Annotated in this window: 18 protein-coding genes and 1 tRNA gene; 18 read left to right on the top strand and 1 reads right to left on the bottom strand. The window is 59.9% G+C overall.

Annotation, left to right across the window (positions count from 1 at the left end):
• The first annotated feature begins 28 nt into the window (after positions 1 to 28).
• Positions 29 to 643: a tetratricopeptide repeat protein gene (locus F8197_RS15785; RefSeq protein WP_019920339.1), complete on the top strand. Its 615-nt coding sequence runs from the start codon at positions 29 to 31 to the stop codon at positions 641 to 643.
• A 2-nt stretch (positions 644 to 645) separates the two neighbouring features.
• Here F8197_RS15785 and F8197_RS15780 read toward each other — a convergent pair whose 3' ends face one another.
• Positions 646 to 2,946 carry a TonB-dependent receptor gene (locus F8197_RS15780; RefSeq protein WP_227012269.1) on the bottom strand — a complete coding sequence of 767 codons (2,301 nt, stop codon included), beginning with the start codon at positions 2,944 to 2,946 and terminating at the stop codon, positions 646 to 648.
• A gap of 266 nt (positions 2,947 to 3,212) precedes the next feature.
• On the opposite strand from F8197_RS15780, the gene F8197_RS15775 reads away from it, so the two are divergent.
• From F8197_RS15775 to F8197_RS15695, 17 genes are all read left to right on the top strand, one after another.
• Positions 3,213 to 4,193 carry an NAD(P)H-quinone oxidoreductase gene (locus tag F8197_RS15775; RefSeq protein ID WP_152882659.1) on the top strand — a complete coding sequence of 327 codons (981 nt, stop codon included), beginning with the start codon at positions 3,213 to 3,215 and terminating at the stop codon, positions 4,191 to 4,193.
• A gap of 102 nt (positions 4,194 to 4,295) precedes the next feature.
• Entirely contained in the window at positions 4,296 to 5,045 is a 750-nt protein-coding gene (gene tpiA, locus F8197_RS15770) for a triose-phosphate isomerase (RefSeq protein ID WP_152882658.1), read from the top strand.
• Between the two features lie 129 nt (positions 5,046 to 5,174).
• Entirely contained in the window at positions 5,175 to 5,603 is a 429-nt protein-coding gene (secG, locus tag F8197_RS15765; RefSeq protein ID WP_056143672.1) for a preprotein translocase subunit SecG, read from the top strand.
• Between the two features lie 209 nt (positions 5,604 to 5,812).
• A tRNA-Leu gene (locus F8197_RS15760) sits at positions 5,813 to 5,897 on the top strand.
• Between the two features lie 164 nt (positions 5,898 to 6,061).
• The gene (locus tag F8197_RS15755; RefSeq protein ID WP_026637003.1) at positions 6,062 to 6,421 is read left to right on the top strand and encodes an NADH-quinone oxidoreductase subunit A; all 360 of its coding nucleotides are present in this window, start codon (positions 6,062 to 6,064) and stop codon (positions 6,419 to 6,421) included.
• A gap of 3 nt (positions 6,422 to 6,424) precedes the next feature.
• Entirely contained in the window at positions 6,425 to 6,901 is a 477-nt protein-coding gene (locus F8197_RS15750; protein WP_019920332.1) for an NADH-quinone oxidoreductase subunit B family protein, read from the top strand.
• Entirely contained in the window at positions 6,898 to 7,491 is a 594-nt protein-coding gene (locus F8197_RS15745; protein WP_056143675.1) for an NADH-quinone oxidoreductase subunit C, read from the top strand. Before F8197_RS15750 ends, F8197_RS15745 begins: the two co-directional genes overlap by 4 nt.
• Positions 7,491 to 8,744 carry an NADH-quinone oxidoreductase subunit D gene (locus F8197_RS15740; RefSeq protein WP_056143678.1) on the top strand — a complete coding sequence of 418 codons (1,254 nt, stop codon included), beginning with the start codon at positions 7,491 to 7,493 and terminating at the stop codon, positions 8,742 to 8,744. Before F8197_RS15745 ends, F8197_RS15740 begins: the two co-directional genes overlap by 1 nt.
• A gap of 12 nt (positions 8,745 to 8,756) precedes the next feature.
• The gene (nuoE, locus tag F8197_RS15735; RefSeq protein WP_152882657.1) at positions 8,757 to 9,245 is read left to right on the top strand and encodes an NADH-quinone oxidoreductase subunit NuoE; all 489 of its coding nucleotides are present in this window, start codon (positions 8,757 to 8,759) and stop codon (positions 9,243 to 9,245) included.
• Positions 9,242 to 10,537, top strand: coding sequence for an NADH-quinone oxidoreductase subunit NuoF (nuoF, locus tag F8197_RS15730; protein ID WP_019920328.1), 1,296 nt, complete (start codon positions 9,242 to 9,244; stop codon positions 10,535 to 10,537). Before nuoE ends, nuoF begins: the two co-directional genes overlap by 4 nt.
• A gap of 18 nt (positions 10,538 to 10,555) precedes the next feature.
• Positions 10,556 to 12,877, top strand: a complete 2,322-nt coding sequence (nuoG, locus tag F8197_RS15725; protein ID WP_152882656.1) for an NADH-quinone oxidoreductase subunit NuoG — start codon at positions 10,556 to 10,558, stop codon at positions 12,875 to 12,877.
• Positions 12,877 to 13,962 carry an NADH-quinone oxidoreductase subunit NuoH gene (gene nuoH / locus F8197_RS15720; protein ID WP_019920326.1) on the top strand — a complete coding sequence of 362 codons (1,086 nt, stop codon included), beginning with the start codon at positions 12,877 to 12,879 and terminating at the stop codon, positions 13,960 to 13,962. The genes nuoG and nuoH overlap by 1 nt, the downstream gene beginning before the upstream one ends.
• Positions 13,963 to 13,975: 13 nt before the next feature.
• The gene (gene nuoI / locus F8197_RS15715; RefSeq protein ID WP_019920325.1) at positions 13,976 to 14,464 is read left to right on the top strand and encodes an NADH-quinone oxidoreductase subunit NuoI; all 489 of its coding nucleotides are present in this window, start codon (positions 13,976 to 13,978) and stop codon (positions 14,462 to 14,464) included.
• A gap of 82 nt (positions 14,465 to 14,546) precedes the next feature.
• Positions 14,547 to 15,185, top strand: coding sequence for an NADH-quinone oxidoreductase subunit J (locus tag F8197_RS15710; protein ID WP_019920324.1), 639 nt, complete (start codon positions 14,547 to 14,549; stop codon positions 15,183 to 15,185).
• Entirely contained in the window at positions 15,182 to 15,490 is a 309-nt protein-coding gene (gene nuoK / locus F8197_RS15705) for an NADH-quinone oxidoreductase subunit NuoK (protein WP_019920323.1), read from the top strand. Before F8197_RS15710 ends, nuoK begins: the two co-directional genes overlap by 4 nt.
• Before the next feature lie 47 nt (positions 15,491 to 15,537).
• Positions 15,538 to 17,652 carry an NADH-quinone oxidoreductase subunit L gene (nuoL, locus tag F8197_RS15700; protein ID WP_152882655.1) on the top strand — a complete coding sequence of 705 codons (2,115 nt, stop codon included), beginning with the start codon at positions 15,538 to 15,540 and terminating at the stop codon, positions 17,650 to 17,652.
• A 31-nt stretch (positions 17,653 to 17,683) separates the two neighbouring features.
• Positions 17,684 to 19,183: an NADH-quinone oxidoreductase subunit M gene (locus tag F8197_RS15695; protein ID WP_056143688.1), complete on the top strand. Its 1,500-nt coding sequence runs from the start codon at positions 17,684 to 17,686 to the stop codon at positions 19,181 to 19,183.
• Positions 19,184 to 19,203: the final 20 nt, after the last annotated feature.

Here is a 19,203-nt window from a genome sequence, read left to right as displayed (position 1 = left end):
CGCATCAACGCACCATAGCTAAAACGATATGAAAAAATTCATACTGGCGATCTGTCTCGCCCTGGGCCTGCACCAAGCCGCGCTGGCCGGCTTCCTGGAGGGCGCCACCGCCTACAACAACAAGAACTACGGCACCGCGCTGAAGGAAATCACGCCGCTGGCAAAGGCCGGCAATGCCGATGCCCAGCACCTGCTGGGCCTGATGTATTACATGGGGCGTGGTGTGCCGCAGGATTATCCGCAAGCGTTTCAGTGGCACCGCAAGGCCGCGCTGCAAGGCAAGGCCGACGCCCAGTACGTGGTCGGCGCCATGTACTACACCGGCAACGCGGTGATCCAGGACCACAAGCAGGCGGTGAGCTGGTTCCGCAAGGCGGCCCAGCAAGGCCACGGCGAAGCGCTGCAAACCATGGGCCTGATGTACCGCTATCACATTGGCGGCGTGCCGCAGGATAACGTGATCGCCTACATGCTGTGGAACCTGGCTGCCGCCCGCAGCGCCCCCAACGCGGCCGAACAGCGCGCAGCCGTGGTCAAGCACATGACGCCGGAACAGATCGAAGAGGGGCAGGCGCTGTCGGCGCGCTGGAAGCCGAATTCGCCCTTGCCCACCAAATCACGGACCGGGGGAGACGGAAACTGAAGTTACAGCTTCATCGTTAATCCCACCTGGAACCCGCGGCCCGGCAGCGGCGCAATGTATTTCAGCGGCGAGTTGTGCGGCCGCGCATCTTCATCGAGCAGGTTGGAGCCGCTGATGAATACTTCCAGCCCGGTCACGCGCGCGTACGGCAACGCGATTGCGCGGCTGACCTGGAAGTTCACCATGTTGTAGGCGTCGAGCGGCACTTCGTTGCTCACGCTTTTGCCCAGGTATTTCTGCTTGTCGTAATACGTGCTCGACAGGCGGGCCTTCCAGCCCTGGTTTTCCCACAGCACATTGGTGCCATAGCGGTTGGTTGGCATATTGGGCAGGTATTCGCCATCGTTTTGCGTGCGCAGCCGGTCCGGGTGGTCGGCCTTGTTCTTGACCAGGTCCGCAAACGCCGACACATTCAGCTTGCCGTAGGCGCCCAGGCTGAGCTCCTGCGACGCATCGAGCTCGAAGCCCTTGACGGTCGTGTCGGTCTGCTTCCAGTACTTGAGCGGCAGGCGGTTGCCGGTCTGGAGGCCCGAGTGACCGAGGTACAGGTAATTGTCGTACTTCATCTGGTAGGCGGTACCGCTCAATTTGAAGCCGCCAACGCCGAACAGCACGGTCAACTCGGTGTTGCGGGAGCGTTCAGCCTTGAGGTTCTGGTTGCCTTCTTCCTGCGTCATGATCGAGTAGTGGCGGTTGCTCGCATACAGCTCGTTGATGTCGGGCGCGCGCTCCGACGATCCGTACCGCATCTTGGCGCCCCACAATTTACCGAGCTCGAAAGCGGCGCCGACGTTGTAGCTGTTCAGGCTGAACTCGCGGTCGGCCAATTTGGTATTGGCGGCGTTGCGCGAGGTCTTGAATGCGCTGTTCTCGATCTCGTGCTCCACTTTCTCGTGGCGGAAACCGGCGTCGAACGATGCCCAGTCGAAGTCGAGATTTTGCTTGATGAACAGCGCGCGGCTGGCAGTGCCCACGTTGGGCAGGTAGAGCTGCGGGCCGCTGCCGGTCACATCGCGCGACCGGTACGACAGGCCGACCAGGCCGGACAGTGCACCGGCGCGGCGCTGCGCCAGCAGCAGCTCGGCCTGGGTGGTGTCGAACGCGTACTCGTTGGCGTTGGTCGGTCCGATGTATTCGCCCGACGTATTGTTCAGGCGCGAGACGCGCAGCTCGGCGCTTTCCACGTACGGCACCGGCTCGCGCAGCTTGCCTTCCAGCGCATACTTGTCCTGGCGGATTTTCACACCGACCGGCAGCCCTTCATCGTAGTTGGCGCCGAACGACTTGTTCTCCATCGAAAAGCCCGGCACGCCGTACTTGCTTTCCTTCGAGTCCAGGCTCACGCCCAGGTAGCCCTGGTCGAAGAAATAGGTGGTGCCCACGCCGAAGTGCGAGTTGTTCGAGTAGCTGTTGCCGAGCGTGCCGTGGTAGTCGGGCGTGACATCGTTGTTGATCCTGTTTTCGACCGTGCGCGGCGTACCGGGCACATACGCCGGGTTGGCGGGGTTGACGTACGTTTTGCGCTGCCACACCGAGGTCGGGTTGTTGGTGTAAAAGGAAAAATCGCCATCGGCCCAGTCCGGATTTTCCGTGATGAATTGTTCGATAAACGGCTGCGACGCCTTGTTGTACACCTGCTGGATGCGCGCCTCTTTCTGGCAACTGTCGGCAAGAAACGTGTTGACGCCGCCGTTGGCCGGGAACAGCCCGGTATTGCACACGGCCGCCTTGCTGTTGCCGGGAATGTCGTAGTGGCCGATGCTCTGGAACGACAGCTGGATATTGGTCGAGAAATTCTTGCCGTTGTTGACGTTCAGGCGCAAGCCCTGGGCGTCGGCATCGTTGTGGCCCTTGCGCAGCACCAGTTCCAGTTCGTGGTCCTGGTTTTCCATCGTGCGCGACAGCAGGCCCGAATCGACATTGACGCTGCCGCCGATCGCATTGCCGCCGTAGCGCACGCTGTCCGACGATTTGCTGACGGTGGCGCTGCGCGCAAACAGCGGGTCGAACGGAATGTTGATGTCGCCGCTGATGGCGTTCATGCCCAGGATCGACTGGCCATCTTCGAGGATTTGCACGCGGCTGCCGGACAGGCTGCGGATCACCGGCGCGCCGGCATTGGGGCCGAAGGCGCTGCTTTGCACGCCCGAGACGTGTTCGAGCATGTCGCCGAGGGTGCGGTTCTGGGCGCGGTCGTTCTGGACCGTGACGCTGGTGTCGCTGCCGGCCGGCTTGTCGGCGCGGACTTCAACGGTCTGGAGGGTGGCGTCGTCGGCCGCGTAGGCGCTTGAAAATGTGGACAAAATGGCGGCTGCAAGTACGTGATGGCGCATGATTTCTGGCAATGGTATTGGAGGGTTGGTGCGGGCGCGGCCCGGCGAAATGGGGCAGGGCAGCAGCACAAGAAGTGTTAATGCAAAACTGTTGCAATAATAACGGTCAAGCATCATTGTTGCAAGTCAATTGCATTTGTGGTGGTGCCGAGGGTTCGTCGTGCAGCGGTGTGCCCGCCTGCGTGGCGCTGTAGCCTCGCGTACAATCTTTTCTTTAAAATTTGCAGAGGTCCACCATGCGCGCGATTGAAATCACCCAACCCGGTTCGCCCGAAGTACTGAAATTGTGCGAGCGTCCCATGCCAGTGGTAAAAACCGGCGAAGTGCTGATCAAGGTGCACGTGGCCGGCATCAACCGTCCCGACGTGTTCCAGCGCAAGGGCGCTTACGCGCCGCCGCCGGGCGCGTCGGATTTGCCAGGACTGGAAGTAGCTGGCGAGATCGTCGACGGCGACCTCGACTACTCTACCTTCGACATCGGCGATCACGTGTGCGCGCTGGTGCAGGGCGGTGGTTACGCCGAATACTGCGTGGCGCCCATCGAGCAGGTGCTGCCCGTGCCCAAGGGCTGGAGCATGCTGGAAGCGGCGACGATTCCCGAAAACTATTTCACCGTGTGGAGCAATGTATTCGACCGCGCCCGGTTGACAGGCGGTGAAACCCTGCTGGTGCAGGGCGGTACCTCGGGCATCGGCGTGGCGGCAATCCAGCTGGCCAGCGCCCTGGGTCACCGCGTGTTTGCCACCGCCGGCAGCGCCGACAAGATCGCTGCATGCCAGGAACTGGGCGCCGAGCGCGGCATCAATTACAAGACCGAGGATTTTGTTGACGTCGTCAAATCGCTGACCAACGACCGTGGCGTCGATGTGATCCTCGACATGGTGGGCGGCGACTACGTGCCGCGCGAAGTGGCGTGCCTGGCCGACGATGGCCGCATCGCACTGATCGCCACGCTGGGCGGCGCCAAGACCACGCTGGACCTGGGGCAGATGTTGTACCGCCGCCTGACCATCACCGGCTCCACTCTGCGACCGCGTTCGGTGGAGTTCAAGGGCGCGATTGCCAAAAACCTGCTCAAGCGCGTGTGGCCGCTAATGGCCGAGCGCAAGATCAAGCCGGTGATCCACACGGTGTTTCCGCTCGAGCAGGCGGCCAAGGCGCATGAATTGATGGAAAGCAGCACCCATGTCGGCAAGATCATGCTGCAAGTGATTTAAGCACTCAGCTCTTGCAACCAAAACAACAAATTCACCGATGCAAGTTTGACCCACTGTCGGCGGGCGCGGTAAAATCATAGGTTATTGAAAATTTAGGCTACTATGCGACGCAAACTCGTTATCGGCAATTGGAAAATGAACGGCAACCGCGCTGCCAACGCGGCCTTGTTGTCCGGCATCGTCTCCGGCCTCAAGGATGTCAACGACCGCGCCGATTGCGCGGTCTGCGTGCCTGCTCCCTACCTCGCCCAGTGCGAACAGGAATTGAACGCCACCCCGGTCGCCTGGGGCGGCCAGGACCTGTCGATCCACGCCAGCGGCGCCTATACTGGTGAAGTGGCGGCATCGATGCTGGTCGATTTCGGCGCCAAATACGTGCTGGTCGGCCACTCCGAGCGTCGCGCGTATCACGGCGAAACCAATGAACTGGTTGCGCAAAAAGCCGTGGTGGCACTGGCCGCCGGCCTCATCCCCGTGATCTGCGTGGGCGAGACCCTGGAAGACCGCGAAGCCGGCAATACCGAAACCGTGATCTGCGCCCAGTTGCAGGCTGCGCTCGACGTCATCCCGGTCGATCAGCTCGATAAAGTCGTACTGGCCTACGAGCCGGTGTGGGCTATCGGCACCGGCAAGACCGCCACCCCGCAGATGGCCCAGGAAGCGCATTTCTTCCTGCGCGGCTGCGTGGCCAAGAAAAGCGAGCAGGTCGCTACCAAGATCCAGATCCTGTACGGCGGCAGCATGAAGCCGGACAACGCAGTCGAACTGCTGGCCCAGGCCGACATCGACGGCGGCCTGATCGGCGGCGCGGCACTGAAGGCAGCAGATTTCCTCGCCATCATCCACGCCTGAGCAAGACATTAAGGGTTTTCCCTTAACGAGAAGTACTGTTGTAAAAATGCAGTTAATCCAGCCTGTTGCACGCTATTGGCAGGTTGGAAACAAAACGATACAAAACTATTTAATTTTGAATGGAATATCATGAGCAGCATGTTCAACCTGGTAGTCATCATCCAAGTCGTCTCGGCCCTGGCCATTATCGGCCTCGTCTTGCTGCAGCACGGTAAGGGCGCCGATATGGGCGCAGCCTTCGGCTCAGGCGCTTCCGGCAGCCTGTTCGGCGCCACCGGCTCGTCGAACTTCATGTCCAAGTCCACCGGCGTGGCAGCGGCGATCTTCTTCAGCGCCACCCTGGCCCTGGCGTACATCTCCACCCAGCACAACAACGGCGCGGTCAGCGGCGGCGTGATGGACAAGGCCTTGCCAACCGCACCGGCAACCGCACCAACCACCGGTTCGGCCGGCATTCCGAACGCGCCGACGCCAGCGCCTGCGGCACCTGCCGGGCAGCCAACTGCTCCGGCTGCACAAACTCCTGCACCGGCTCCTGCAAATTCCATCCCAAAGTAATATAATAGCGGTCTTGGAATACAACGTTGGGCAACAAAGGCAGTACGTTGCCCAATGTTTTAGCAGTGACAGGCAGTGAAATGGCGCATTGGTGGGCAAAAGTTAAACCAGTGTACCGAGAAGTAAATATTTATCGTTTTTCTTCTTGTTTTTTCGCAATACGGCATTAACAAGCCGGCAGAAACGCAGTAGAATAGCGGCCTTAGAATGCCGACGTGGTGAAATTGGTAGACACGCTATCTTGAGGGGGTAGTGGCGCAAGCTGTACGAGTTCGAGTCTCGTCGTCGGCACCAAAAATTTAGAGGCCAGCAAGGGAGTAGTGCCTGAGCTGGCTTTTTTACGAGGATGTGTCGTTCGATCCTGGTCTAAGTTGTACGATTGGGGCGAACGTAAAGAGCACCGCAAAACATCGCAGTGTGGTCCTTCAAACCAAGCGTTCAATAAAAGCTCATCAATCGTGAACCTCGAAAATTATCTCCCCGTTCTGTTGTTCATCCTCGTCGGTCTCGGCGTAGGTATCCTTCCCCAGGTGCTGGGCCACGTGCTCGGACCAAACAAGCCTGACTTCGCCAAACTGTCCCCGTATGAATGCGGCTTCGAAGCTTTCGAAGATGCGCGCATGAAATTCGACGTGCGTTACTACCTCGTCGCTATCCTCTTTATTTTGTTCGATCTGGAAACGGCATTCTTCTTCCCCTGGGGCGTCTCCGTGCGCGAACTGGGCTGGAACGGATTCCTGGTGATGATGAGCTTCATCGCTGAATTCGTGGTCGGTTTTTGGTATATCTGGAAGAAAGGTGCCCTTGATTGGGAATAAGCCATGGCTATTGAAGGCGTATTAAACGAAGGTTTCATCACTACCTCGGCTGACAAGCTGATCAACTGGGCGCGTACGGGTTCGATGTTCCCGATGACGTTCGGTCTGGCCTGCTGTGCGGTTGAAATGATGCACGTGGGCGCGGCCCGTTACGACATGGACCGCTTCGGCGTGGTGTTCCGTCCTTCGCCACGTCAGTCCGACGTGATGATCGTGGCCGGCACGCTGTGCAACAAGATGGCGCCTGCGCTGCGCAAGGTCTACGACCAGATGCCGGAACCGCGCTGGGTCATCTCGATGGGCACCTGTGCCAACGGCGGCGGCTACTACCACTACTCGTACTCGGTTGTACGCGGCTGCGATCGCATCGTGCCGGTCGACGTGTATGTGCCAGGCTGTCCTCCCACCGCTGAGGCGCTGCTGTACGGCATCATGCAGCTGCAGAACAAGATCAAGCGTACCAACACCATCGCACGATGACTACCAAATTAGAACAACTCCAAACCGCCCTCGGCACTGCCCTGGGCGAACGCGTTAGTACGGTCGTGGCGCTCGGCGAGATCACCATCACCGTCAAGCAAGCCGACTACTATGGCGTGATGCAGACCCTGCGCGACGATGCGTCGCTCGGTTTCGAGCAGGCCATCGACCTGTGCGGCGTCGACTACCTCACCTATGGCGAAGGCGCCTGGGACGGCCAGCGTTTCGCGGTCGTGATCCACCTGCTGTCGCTCAAGTACAACTGGCGCGTGCGCGTGCGCTGCTTCGCCAGCGACGACGAAATGCCGGTGTTCCCGTCACTGACGCCGCTGTGGCGCTGCCTGAACTGGTTCGAGCGCGAAGCGTTCGACATGTTCGGCATCCTGTTCGAGAACCACAACGACTTGCGCCGCATCCTGACCGATTACGGCTTTATCGGCCACCCGTTCCGCAAGGACTTCCCGGTGTCGGGCTATGTCGAAATGCGTTACGACCCCGAGCAGAAGCGCGTGATCTACCAGCCGGTCACCATCGAGCCGCGTGAAAACGTGCCGCGTGTGATCCGCGAAGAAAACTACGGGATTAAATAATGGCTGAGATTAAGAATTACACCCTGAACTTCGGTCCGCAACACCCGGCCGCGCACGGCGTGCTGCGCCTGGTGCTCGAGCTCGACGGTGAAGTGATCCAACGCGCCGACCCGCACATCGGCCTGCTGCACCGCGGTACCGAGAAGCTGGCGGAGCAAAAGACCTACCTGCAGTCGGTGCCGTACATGGACCGCCTCGACTACGTCTCGATGATGTGCAACGAGCACGCCTACGTGATGGCCATCGAAAAGCTGCTGGGCCTGGAAGTGCCGCTGCGCGCGCAGTACATCCGCGTGATGTTCGATGAAATCACCCGTATCCTGAACCACCTGATGTGGCTCGGTGCGCACGCGCTCGACGTCGGTGCCATGGGTCCGTTCCTGTACTGCTTCCGCGACCGCGAAGACTTGTTCGACGTGTACGAAGCCGTATCGGGCGCACGCATGCACGCGGCCTACTACCGCCCGGGCGGCGTGTACCGCGACCTGCCGGACGCGATGCCGCAGCACAAGCCATCGATCATCCGTTCGGCCAAGGCGATTGCCGACCTGAACGAACACCGCCAGGGTTCGGTACTCGACTTCATCGAAGCGTTTACGAATCGTTTCCCAGGCTACGTGGACGAGTACGAAACCCTGCTGACCGACAACCGTATCTGGAAACAGCGTACCGTCGGCATCGGCGTGGTGTCGCCGGAAGATGCGCTGGCCATGGGCTTTACCGGCGCCATGCTGCGCGGTTCGGGCATCCAGTGGGATCTGCGCAAGCACCAGCCGTACGAAGTGTACGACCTGATGGACTTCGACGTGGCCATCGGCACCAACGGCGACTGCTACGACCGCTACCTGGTGCGCGTGGAAGAGCTGCGCCAGTCGAACAAGATCATCAAGCAGTGCGTGGAGTGGCTGCGCAACAACCCGGGTCCGGTCATCACCAGCAACCACAAGGTTGCCCCGCCTAGCCGCGTGGACATGAAGACCAACATGGAATCGCTGATTCACCACTTCAAGCTGTTTACCGAAGGCTTCCACGTGCCACCAGGCGAAGCGTATGCCGCCGTGGAACACCCGAAAGGCGAGTTTGGCGTGTACCTGCTGTCGGACGGCGCCAACAAGCCATACCGCATGAAGTTGCGCACGCCCGACTATGTGCACCTGCAAGCGCTGGACGAAATGTCGCGCGGCCACATGATTGCCGACGCCGTGACCATCATCGGTACGCAGGACATCGTGTTCGGCAGTATTGACCGCTAAGAGGCAAAAAGTATGTTGTTATCAGAGCAGTGCTATCAAAAAATCGACCGCGAGCTGGCCAAGTACCCGGACGACCAGCGTCAGTCCGCCGTGATGGCGGCGCTGGCGCACGCCCAGGTTGAACTGGGCTGGATCTCGCCGGAAACCATGCAGGAACTGGCCGACTACATCCGCATGCCGGCAATCGCCGTGCAGGAAGTGGCCACTTTCTACAATATGTACAACCTCAAGCCCATCGGCAAGCACAAGATTACCGTGTGCACCAACCTGCCATGCGCCTTGTCCGGTGGCGAGCGCGCCGCGCAGCACCTCAAGCAAAAGCTGGGCATCGACTACCGTGGCACCACGGACGACGGCGAATTCACGCTGATGGAAGGGGAGTGCATGGGCGCCTGCGGCGACGCACCGGTGCTGCTGGTGAACAATCACCGCATGTGCAGCTTCATGTCCAACGATAAAATCGACACGCTGGTCGGTGAACTGAGCGGGAGTACCAAATGACGTCACTCCACAATCGTCACATCGATCCTGTCATTCTCGCCGGCCTCGACGGCGAAAACTGGCACCTCGAAGATTACGTCAAGCGCGGTGGCTACAGCGCCCTGCGCCGCATCATCGAAGAAAAGATCACCCCGGAACAGATCATCGCCGACCTGAAAGCGTCGTCGCTGCGCGGCCGTGGCGGTGCGGGCTTCCCGACCGGCCTGAAATGGAGCTTCATGCCCCGTCAGTTCCCGGGCCAGAAGTACCTGGTATGTAATACAGATGAGGGCGAGCCTGGTACTTTCAAGGACCGCGACATCATTCGTTACAACCCGCATGCGCTGATCGAAGGCATGGCCATTGGCGCCTACGCGATGGGCATCACCGTCGGCTACAACTACATCCACGGCGAAATCTTCGCCGAGTACCAGTTGTTTGAAGAAGCGCTGGAAGAGGCGCGCGCTGCCGGCTTCCTGGGCAACAACATCATGGGCAGCGAGTTCTCGTTCCAGCTGCACGCCCACCACGGCTACGGCGCCTACATCTGCGGCGAAGAAACCGCGCTGCTCGAGTCACTCGAAGGCAAGAAGGGCCAGCCGCGCTTCAAGCCGCCGTTCCCGGCGTCGTTCGGCCTGTACGGCAAGCCAACCACGATCAACAACACCGAGACCTTTGCTGCCGTCCCGTTCATCCTGAACATGGGCCCGGAAAAGTACCTGGCCATCGGTCGTCCGAACAACGGCGGTTCCAAGATCTTCTCGATCTCGGGCGACGTCGAGCGTCCGGGCAACTACGAAGTTCCGCTGGGCACGCCGTTTGCCAAGCTGCTGGAACTCGCTGGTGGCATGCGCGGCGGCAAAAAGATCAAGGCTGTGATTCCTGGCGGTTCCTCGTCGCCGGTGATTCGTGGCGAGATCATGATGCAAACCGATCTGGACTATGATTCGATCGCCAAGGCGGGCTCGATGCTCGGTTCGGGCGCGGTCATCGTCATGGACGAAACCCGTTGCATGGTCAAGGCCATGGAACGCCTGGCGTACTTCTACTTCGAAGAGTCGTGCGGCCAGTGCACCCCTTGCCGCGAAGGCACGGGCTGGATGTACCGCATGATCCATCGCATCGAAAACGGCCAGGGCCGTGCTTCCGATCTGGACGTGCTGAACTCCATTTGCGACAACATCCAGGGCCGCACGATTTGCGCGCTGGGCGACGCTGCGGCGATGCCGATGCGTGCGTTCATCAAGCAGTTCCGCGAAGAATTTGAACACCATATCGAGCACAAGAATTGCTGTGTGCCCGCATATATCTAAAAGCTGGTAACAATCACCATGGTTGAAATCGAAATAGACGGCAAAAAAGTCGAAGTCCCTGCTGGTAGCATGGTGATGGACGCCGCCAACAAGCTGGGGACGTACATCCCGCACTTCTGCTATCACAAGAAATTGTCGATCGCCGCCAACTGCCGCATGTGCCTGGTTGAAGTGGAAAAAGCACCGAAGCCTCTGCCTGCCTGCGCCACACCGGTATCGGCCGGCATGATCGTGCGTTCCGCGTCCGACAAGGCCGTGCAGGCACAGAAGTCGGTGATGGAATTCCTCCTGATTAACCACCCGTTGGACTGCCCGATCTGCGATCAGGGCGGCGAGTGCCAGTTGCAAGACTTGGCAGTGGGTTACGGCAAGAGCGAATCGCGCTACGAAGAAGACAAGCGTGTGGTCGTGCCGAAAGACGCCGGCCCGCTGGTCTCGATGCAAGAGATGGCACGCTGCATCCAGTGCACCCGTTGCGTACGTTTTGGCCAGGAAGTGGCCGGCGTGATGGAACTGGGCATGATCGGCCGTGGCGAACACTCGGAAATCACCTCGTTCGTTGGCCAGACCGTCAACTCGGAAATGTCCGGCAACATGATCGACCTGTGCCCGGTGGGCGCACTGACGTCGAAGCCATTCCGTTACAGCGCCCGTTCGTGGGAACTGTCGCGCCGCAAGTCGGTCTCGCCGCATGACGGCCTGGGCGCCAACCTGATCGTGCAAGTCAAGGGCGGCAAGGTCAAGCGCGTACTGCCGCTGGAAAACGACGCCGTCAACGAGTGCTGGATTTCCGACAAGGACCGCTTCTCGTACGAGGGCCTGGAAGCCGCCGACCGCCTGACCCAGCCTATGCTCAAGCAAGGCGGCGAGTGGAAAGAAGTCGATTGGCAGACCGCGCTCGAATACGTGGCGCACGGCCTGAAAAACATCCGCCACGAGCATGGCGAAAACGCGCTGGCCACCCTGGCCACGCCGCACTCCACGCTCGAAGAACTGCACCTGCTGCAAAAGCTCACCCGCGCCATGGGTTCGACCAGCGTTGACACCCGTCTGCGCCAGTCCGACTTCTCGCTGCAAGGTGTGACGCCCTGGCTGGGCATGTCGATCAACGACTTCGGTCAACTGGACCGCGCGTTCGTGATCGGCTCGTTCCTGCGCAAGGACCATCCGCTGCTGGCCACCCGCCTGCGCGCGGCAGTGAAGGGCGGCGCCAAGCTGTCCGTGCTGCACGCCACCGACGACGACCTGCTGATGAATGTGTCGAGCAAAGTCATCGCCGCTCCTAGCGAATGGTTATCAAGCCTGTCGCAAATCGTTTCCGCTGTCGCTGCCGCCAAGTCGGTTGCTGCCCCTGCCGGTTTCGATGGCATCGAAGCATCGGACGCTGCCAAGGCAGTGGCTGCTTCGCTGGTGTCGGGCGAACGCAAAGGTATCTTCCTCGGTAACGCTGCCGTGCAACACCCGCAAGCTGGCGCGCTGCACGCAGCAGCCCAGTGGCTCGCTGAACAGACGGGCGCAACGCTCGGTTACCTGACCGAAGCGGCCAACACCGTCGGCGCTTACATCGTCAATGCCAACGGCGCCACCGCGCCGGCATTCTCGGAAGCCAAGCAAGCGTACGTGTTGCTGAACGTCGAGCCTGAGCTGGACGCACACAATCCGCAAGCCGCGATTGCCGCACTGAACAAGGCCGAAATGGTCGTGGTCATGTCCGCCTTCAAGCATGGCATGGACTACGCCGACGTGCTGCTGCCGGTTTCGCCATTCAGCGAAACCTCGGGCACGTTCGTGAACTGCGAAGGCCGTGCCCAAAGCTTCAACGGCACCGTCAAGCCGCTGCTGGAAACCCGCCCTGCATGGAAAGTGCTGCGCGTTTTGGGCAACATTCTCGGCCTGTCCGGTTTCGACTACGACACCTCGGAAGCGATCCGCGACGAAGTGCTGGGCGCTGGCAACTTCGACGTTGCTGCCAAGCTCAACAACAAGGCTGCGCAAGCTGCCGTGGCTTCGACCTCGGTGTCGACCGGCGTGGAACGCATCGCCGACGTACCGATCTACTTTGCCGACGCCGTGGTGCGCCGTGCCGAGTCGCTGCAAAAGATGGCCGATGCGGCTGCGCCGAAAGCGCACCTGTCGAGCGCACTGGCGCAGCAACTGGGCGTGGTGGCCGGCGACACCGTCAAGGTTACGCAAGGTAACGGCAGCGCAGTCCTGGTTGCCACCGTTGACGCCAAGCTGCCAGCGAACGCCGTACGCGTTGCTGCGGCCCACCGTTCGACCGCTGCACTGGGCAGCATGTTCGGTGCCATCACCGTTGAAAAAGCAGGAGAGGTGAAATAATGGCGTTGCCTGAATTCGTCACGACGTTGCACGACCTGGGCGCCAACAGCCCGCTGGCCCCGGTCTGGCCTATCGTCTGGAACCTGATCAAGATCGTGGTGGTACTGCTGCCACTGATGGGCCTGGTTGCTTACCTGACCCTGTGGGAGCGCAAGCTGATCGGCTTCATCCAGATCCGTATCGGCCCGAACCGCGTCGGTCCCGGCGGCTTGCTGCAGCCGATCGCCGATGCACTGAAACTGCTCTTCAAAGAGATCATCACCCCGGCCAAGGCCAACCCTGGCCTGTTCGTGATCGGTCCGGTCATGACCATCATGCCGGCGCTGGCCGCCTGGGCGGTCGTACCGTTCGGTCCCGAAGCCGTGCTGGCCAATGTGAACGCCGGCCTGCTGCTGCTGATGGCGATCACGTCGATGGAAGTCTACGGCATCATCATCGCCGGCTGGGCGTCGAACTCGAAGTACTCGTTCATGGGTGCGATGCGCGCTTCGGCACAAATGATTTCGTACGAAATCCCGATGGGCTTCGTGCTGGTCGTGGTGCTGATGATTACCGGTTCGCTCAACTTCGGCGATATCGTCGCCAGCCAGCAAGCGGGCACGATGGCATCGCATGGCGTCAACTTCCTGTCGTGGAACTGGCTGCCGCTGCTGCCGCTGTTCGTGGTGTATCTGACCTCGGGCCTGGCCGAATGTAACCGTCACCCGTTCGACGTGGTCGAGGGCGAGTCGGAAATCGTTGCCGGTCACATGGTGGAATACTCGGGTATGGCGTACGCCATGTTTATGCTGGCCGAATACGCCAACATGATCCTGATCGCAGCCCTGGCATCGATCATGTTCCTGGGCGGCTGGTCGGCACCGTTTGCGTTCCTGGAATTCTGGGGCGGTTTCGGCGGCTTCTTCTGGTTGTTCGCCAAAACGTTCTTCCTGGTGTCCGTCTTCATCTGGGTGCGCGGTACTTTCCCACGCTACCGTTACGACCAGATCATGCGTCTGGGCTGGAAAGTGTTCATTCCGCTGACCCTGGTGTACCTGGTGTTCGTGGCTGGTTGGATGCATTCCCCATGGAATATCTGGAACTAAGGAAGAGACACAAATGGAACGCTTAAAAGACTTCATCGGCAGCTTCATGCTGACCGAACTGATCAAAGGGATGGCGCTGACGGGCAAGTATATGTTCTCGCGCAAGATCACCGTGCAGTACCCGGAAGAGAAGACGCCGATGTCGCCGCGCTTCCGTGGTCTGCACGCACTGCGCCGCTACCCGAACGGGGAAGAGCGCTGCATCGCCTGCAAACTGTGCGAAGCAGTGTGCCCGGCGATGGCGATCACGATTGAATCGGAGCAGCGCGACGACGGTTCGCGCCGCACCACGCGTTACGACATCGACCTGACCAAGTGCATCTTCTGCGGTTTCTGCGAAGAGTCGTGCCCGGTCGATTCGATCGTCGAAACGCACGTGCTGGAATACCACGGCGAAAAACGCGGCGACCTGTACTACACCAAGGAAATGCTGTTGGCCGTGGGCGATCGTTACGAAAACCAGATCGCCGAAGCACGCGCCGCGGACGCTCCTTACCGCTGACGACAGGCGGGGCAGGGCTCGAGCCTGGTAGCCCCGCCGCAGTGGTGGTTCAAACAAAAACTGTACGTCTCTTGGGTTAGTTATGGAATTTAAAACTGCTTTGTTCTACGCCTTTGCAGCCATCATGATATTGGCTGCCACGCGCGTTATCACGGCCCGCAATCCGGTCCACGCGGCCCTGTTCCTGGTGCTGGCGTTCTTCTCGGCCGCCGGCATCTGGATGCTGCTCGAAGCCGAGTTCCTGGCCATCGTGCTGGTGCTCGTGTACGTGGGCGCGGTCATGGTGCTGTTCCTGTTCGTGGTGATGATGCTCGACATCGACACCGGCAGGCTGCGCGAAAACTTCTGGAGCTACCTGCCGGTAGCGAGCTTTGTCGGCGTGATCATCGTGCTCGAAATGGCTGCCGTGCTGTGGAAGTCGTTCCTGTCGTTCGATACCCAGGCAGTCGCTGCCGGTAACATCGGCGGCACCAAGGAACTGGGCATCCTGATCTTCACCAAATATGTTTATGGCTTCGAGATCGCTGCGGCGATCCTGCTGGTGGCGATCGTTGCCGCCGTGGCCCTGACCCTGCGCAAGCGCAAGGACACCAAACATTTCGACCCAGCTGATGCTGTCCGCGTCAAGCGTAACGACCGCCTGAAGATCGTCAAGATCGCCCCGGTCACCACGCGTGGACAAGTCGAAGCCGGTTCGGCAGAGAATAAGGAGACCCCATGACTTTATCGCTTGCTCACTACCTGGTTCTTGGCGCGATACTGTTCGCGATCTCGATCGTTGGTATTTTCCTGAACCGCAAGAACATCATCGTTCTGCTGATGGCCATCGAACTGATGCTGCTGGCAGTGAACATGAATTTCATCGCGTTCTCCCACTACCTGGGCGACGCAGCCGGCCAGATCTTTGTTTTCTTCATCCTGACCGTGGCCGCTGCTGAATCAGCGATCGGCCTCGCGATCCTGGTGGTGCTGTTCCGTAATCTGGACACCATCAATGTGGAAGACCTCGATAGGCTCAAGGGTTAATCCCTCGGCTTGGTTCTCATTTCGAAAAATAACGATTAAGGTTCATCATGGCGGGTACTCTCAACCCTAACCTCCTACTGGCCGTACCTCTGGCGCCGCTGGTCGGCTCCGCGATTGCGGGTTTGTTAGGAACCAAATTCTTTGGCAATGTCGTGGGACGCAAAACGTCCCACACGGCCACCATCCTGGGCGTGCTGATCGCCTTCATCCTGTCGGCGATGACGTTCAACGAGGTGCTCAACGGCGCCACGTACAACGGCACCGTCTACCACTGGATGACGGTGGCCGGCATCAACTTCGAGGTCGGCTTCCAGATCGATACGCTGTCCGCGATGATGATGTGCGTGGTCACGTTCGTGTCGCTGATGGTGCACATCTACACCATCGGCTACATGGCCGAAGACGAAGGCTATAACCGCTTCTTCTCGTACATCTCGCTGTTCACGTTCTCGATGCTGATGCTGGTCATGGCCAACAACTTCCTGCAGCTGTTCTTCGGCTGGGAAGCAGTGGGCCTGGTCTCGTACCTGCTGATCGGTTTCTGGTACAAGCGTCCTACCGCGATCATCGCCAACATGAAGGCATTCCTGGTCAACCGCGTGGGCGACTTCGGCTTCATCCTCGGCATCGGCCTGCTGTTGGCCTACGCCGGCACCATGAACTACCAGGAAGTGTTCGCCAAGAAGGACGAACTGGCGCTCTTGAGCCTGCCAGGCACCGACTGGGCGCTGCTGACCGTAGCGTGCATCTGCCTGTTCATCGGCGCCATGGGTAAATCGGCACAGTTCCCGCTGCACGTGTGGCTGCCGGACTCGATGGAAGGTCCTACCCCGATCTCGGCACTGATCCACGCCGCAACCATGGTTACCGCCGGCATCTTCATGGTGTCGCGCATGTCGCCGCTGTTCGAGCTGTCGGACACCGCGCTGTCGTTCATCCTGGTGATCGGTTCGATTACCGCGCTGTTCATGGGTTTCCTGGGCATCATCCAGAACGACATCAAGCGCGTGGTCGCTTACTCGACCTTGTCGCAGCTCGGCTACATGACCGTCGCACTCGGTTGCTCCGCTTACTCGGTGGCCGTATTCCACCTGATGACCCACGCATTCTTCAAGGCACTGCTGTTCCTGGGCGCCGGTTCGGTCATCATCGGCATGCACCACGACCAGGACATCCGCAACATGGGCGGTCTGCGTAAATACATGCCGATTACCTGGATCACGTCGCTGCTCGGTTCGCTGGCACTGATCGGTACGCCGTTCTTCTCGGGTTTCTACTCGAAAGACTCGATCATCGAAGCCGTGTTCGAGACCCATATCTGGGGCGCCGGTTTCGCCAAGTTCGCTGTACTGGCGGGTGTGTTCGTGACGGCGTTCTACTCGTTCCGCATGTACTTCCTGGTGTTCCACGGTAAAGAGCGTTTCGGCCAGGCCCATGCCCACGGCCACGATGCCCACCACGATGCGCACGCACCAAAAGCTGCCCACGGTGTGCACGATGCCCATGACGCTCACGGTCATGACGACCACCACGAGGAAGACGAAGACGACCACGCCCATCACGGCCTGGAGCCTGGCCAGAAACCGCATGAATCGCCATTCGTGGTCTGGTTCCCGCTGGTGATGCTGGCGATTCCTTCGGTCATCATCGGCTACCTGGCCATCGGCCCGATGCTGCACGGCGACTTCTTCAAGAACGTGATCTTTGTCGGTGAAAACCACAGGGCCATGGAAATCCTGGGCGAAGAGTTCCACGGCGCCCTGGCCATGACCATCCACTCGCTGACGACCGCGCCGCTGTGGCTGGCGATTGCCGGTGTGGCCAGTGCGTACTACTGCTACATGATCAACCCACGGGTACCGGCCTGGTGCTTTGCCAAGTTCACCGCAGTGCACACGCTGCTCGAGAACAAGTACTACATGGACAAGTTCAACGAGGTGGTGTTCGCCGGCGGTGCGCGCCTGCTGGGCAACGGCTTGTGGAATGTCGGCGACAAGACCCTGATCGACGGCCTGCTGGTGAACGGCAGCGCCAAGGTCGTGAACTGGTTCTCGAAGCTGGCACGTTTGGGACAGACGGGTTACATCTACCACTACGCCTTCGTGATGATCCTGGGCATCCTGGGGTTCCTGGTCTACTTCCTGCCGTTTTGGCACGCTTAATTAGCTGATACGCATAGAGATAACGAAAACCATGATGCAGTCAACCATATCTACATTACCTCCGTACCTGAGCCTGGCGATCTGGCTCCCGATCGTGTTCGGCGCCCTGATTCTGGCGCTCGGCCGCGACACCAACGCCGGCCTGGTACGTATCGGCTCGCTGATCGGCGCCATCATCAGCTTTGCAGCAACGATTCCGCTGATTACCAACTTCGACAATGCCCATCACGGCATGCAGTTCGTGGAAAGCAGCAAGTGGATCGACACCTTCAACATCTACTACTCGCTGGGCATCGACGGCCTGTCGCTGTGGTTCGTGCCGCTGACCGCCTTCATCACGGTGATCGTGGTGATCTCGGCCTGGCAGGTGATCCAGTCGCGCGTCGCGCAATACATGGGCGCATTCCTGATCCTGTCCGGCCTGATGATCGGCGTGTTCTGCGCCATGGACGGCCTGCTGTTCTACTTCTTCTTCGAAGCGACCCTGATCCCGATGTACATCATCATCGGCGTGTGGGGCGGTGAAAACCGCGTGTACGCCTCGTTCAAGTTCTTCCTGTACACGTTCTTCGGTTCGCTGCTGACCCTGGTCGCAATCATTTACCTGTACCGCACCACCGGCAGCTTCAACATCCTCGACTGGCACCTGGCGCCGTTGACGATGAAGGAACAGATCTTCATCTTTGCCGCGTTCTTCATGGCGTTTGCCGTGAAAGTGCCGATGTTCCCGGTCCATACCTGGCTGCCGGACGTCCACGTGGAAGCGCCTACCGGTGGTTCCGCCGTGCTGGCCGCGATCATGCTGAAACTGGGTGCCTATGGTTTCCTGCGCTTCTCGCTGCCGATCACCCCTGACGCCTCGCACTACCTGTCGGGCTTTGTGATCACGCTGTCGCTGATCGCCGTGATCTACATCGGCCTGGTGGCCCTGGTCCAGAAGGACATGAAGAAACTGGTCGCCTATTCGTCGATCGCGCACATGGGCTTTGTCACCCTGGGCTTCTTCATCTTCAACCCGATCGGCGTGCAGGGCGGTATCGTGCAAATGATTTCGCACGGCTTCATCTCGGGCGCCATGTTCCTGTGTATCGGTGTGCTGTACGACCAGGCCCACTCGCGCCAGATCGCCGACTACGGTGGTGTGGTCAACAAGATGCCGAAGTTCGCAGCACTGTTCGTGTTCTTCTCGATGGCCAACTGCGGCCTGCCAGCAACCTCCGGCTTCGTCGGCGAGTTCATGGTGATCCTGGGCGCGGTGCAGTACAACTTCTGGATTGGCCTGCTGGCTGCCACGGCTTTGATCTTCGGCGCGGCTTACTCGCTGTGGATGGCCAAGCGCGTGATCTTCGGCAAAGTGACCAACCACCATGTGGCCGCACTGGTCGACGTGAATGGACGCGAGTTCTTCATGCTGGGCGTGCTGGCGATTGCCGTGCTGTACATGGGTCTCTACCCGGCGCCGTTCACCGACACCATGCAAACGTCGGTGGCCGACCTGCTGGCCCATGTTGCCAAAAGCAAGTTGCCTTAAAATGAAATTGAACACCGGAA

The organism is Duganella sp. FT27W, from assembly GCF_009295655.1.
Classification (GTDB): domain Bacteria; phylum Pseudomonadota; class Gammaproteobacteria; order Burkholderiales; family Burkholderiaceae_D; genus Rugamonas; species Rugamonas zoogloeoides.
Note: the sequence above shows the minus strand (reverse complement) of the source record. Positions and strands in the feature narration are given on the sequence as shown.

What these genes read in the sequence shown, in the direction of transcription:
- F8197_RS15745 (WP_056143675.1), top strand. Translation starts at nt 6,898, where the DNA reads ATGACTACCAAATTAGAACAACTCCAAACCGCCCTCGGCACTGCCCTG.
- F8197_RS15740 (WP_056143678.1), top strand. Translation starts at nt 7,491, where the DNA reads ATGGCTGAGATTAAGAATTACACCCTGAACTTCGGTCCGCAACACCCG.
- nuoK (WP_019920323.1), top strand. Translation starts at nt 15,182, where the DNA reads ATGACTTTATCGCTTGCTCACTACCTGGTTCTTGGCGCGATACTGTTC.
- F8197_RS15695 (WP_056143688.1), top strand. Translation starts at nt 17,684, where the DNA reads ATGATGCAGTCAACCATATCTACATTACCTCCGTACCTGAGCCTGGCG.
- nuoH (WP_019920326.1), top strand. Translation starts at nt 12,877, where the DNA reads ATGGCGTTGCCTGAATTCGTCACGACGTTGCACGACCTGGGCGCCAAC.
- nuoL (WP_152882655.1), top strand. Translation starts at nt 15,538, where the DNA reads ATGGCGGGTACTCTCAACCCTAACCTCCTACTGGCCGTACCTCTGGCG.
- nuoE (WP_152882657.1), top strand. Translation starts at nt 8,757, where the DNA reads ATGTTGTTATCAGAGCAGTGCTATCAAAAAATCGACCGCGAGCTGGCC.
- F8197_RS15710 (WP_019920324.1), top strand. Translation starts at nt 14,547, where the DNA reads ATGGAATTTAAAACTGCTTTGTTCTACGCCTTTGCAGCCATCATGATA.
- F8197_RS15785 (WP_019920339.1), top strand. Translation starts at nt 29, where the DNA reads ATGAAAAAATTCATACTGGCGATCTGTCTCGCCCTGGGCCTGCACCAA.
- F8197_RS15750 (WP_019920332.1), top strand. Translation starts at nt 6,425, where the DNA reads ATGGCTATTGAAGGCGTATTAAACGAAGGTTTCATCACTACCTCGGCT.
- nuoG (WP_152882656.1), top strand. Translation starts at nt 10,556, where the DNA reads ATGGTTGAAATCGAAATAGACGGCAAAAAAGTCGAAGTCCCTGCTGGT.
- secG (WP_056143672.1), top strand. Translation starts at nt 5,175, where the DNA reads ATGAGCAGCATGTTCAACCTGGTAGTCATCATCCAAGTCGTCTCGGCC.
- nuoF (WP_019920328.1), top strand. Translation starts at nt 9,242, where the DNA reads ATGACGTCACTCCACAATCGTCACATCGATCCTGTCATTCTCGCCGGC.
- tpiA (WP_152882658.1), top strand. Translation starts at nt 4,296, where the DNA reads ATGCGACGCAAACTCGTTATCGGCAATTGGAAAATGAACGGCAACCGC.
- nuoI (WP_019920325.1), top strand. Translation starts at nt 13,976, where the DNA reads ATGGAACGCTTAAAAGACTTCATCGGCAGCTTCATGCTGACCGAACTG.
- F8197_RS15775 (WP_152882659.1), top strand. Translation starts at nt 3,213, where the DNA reads ATGCGCGCGATTGAAATCACCCAACCCGGTTCGCCCGAAGTACTGAAA.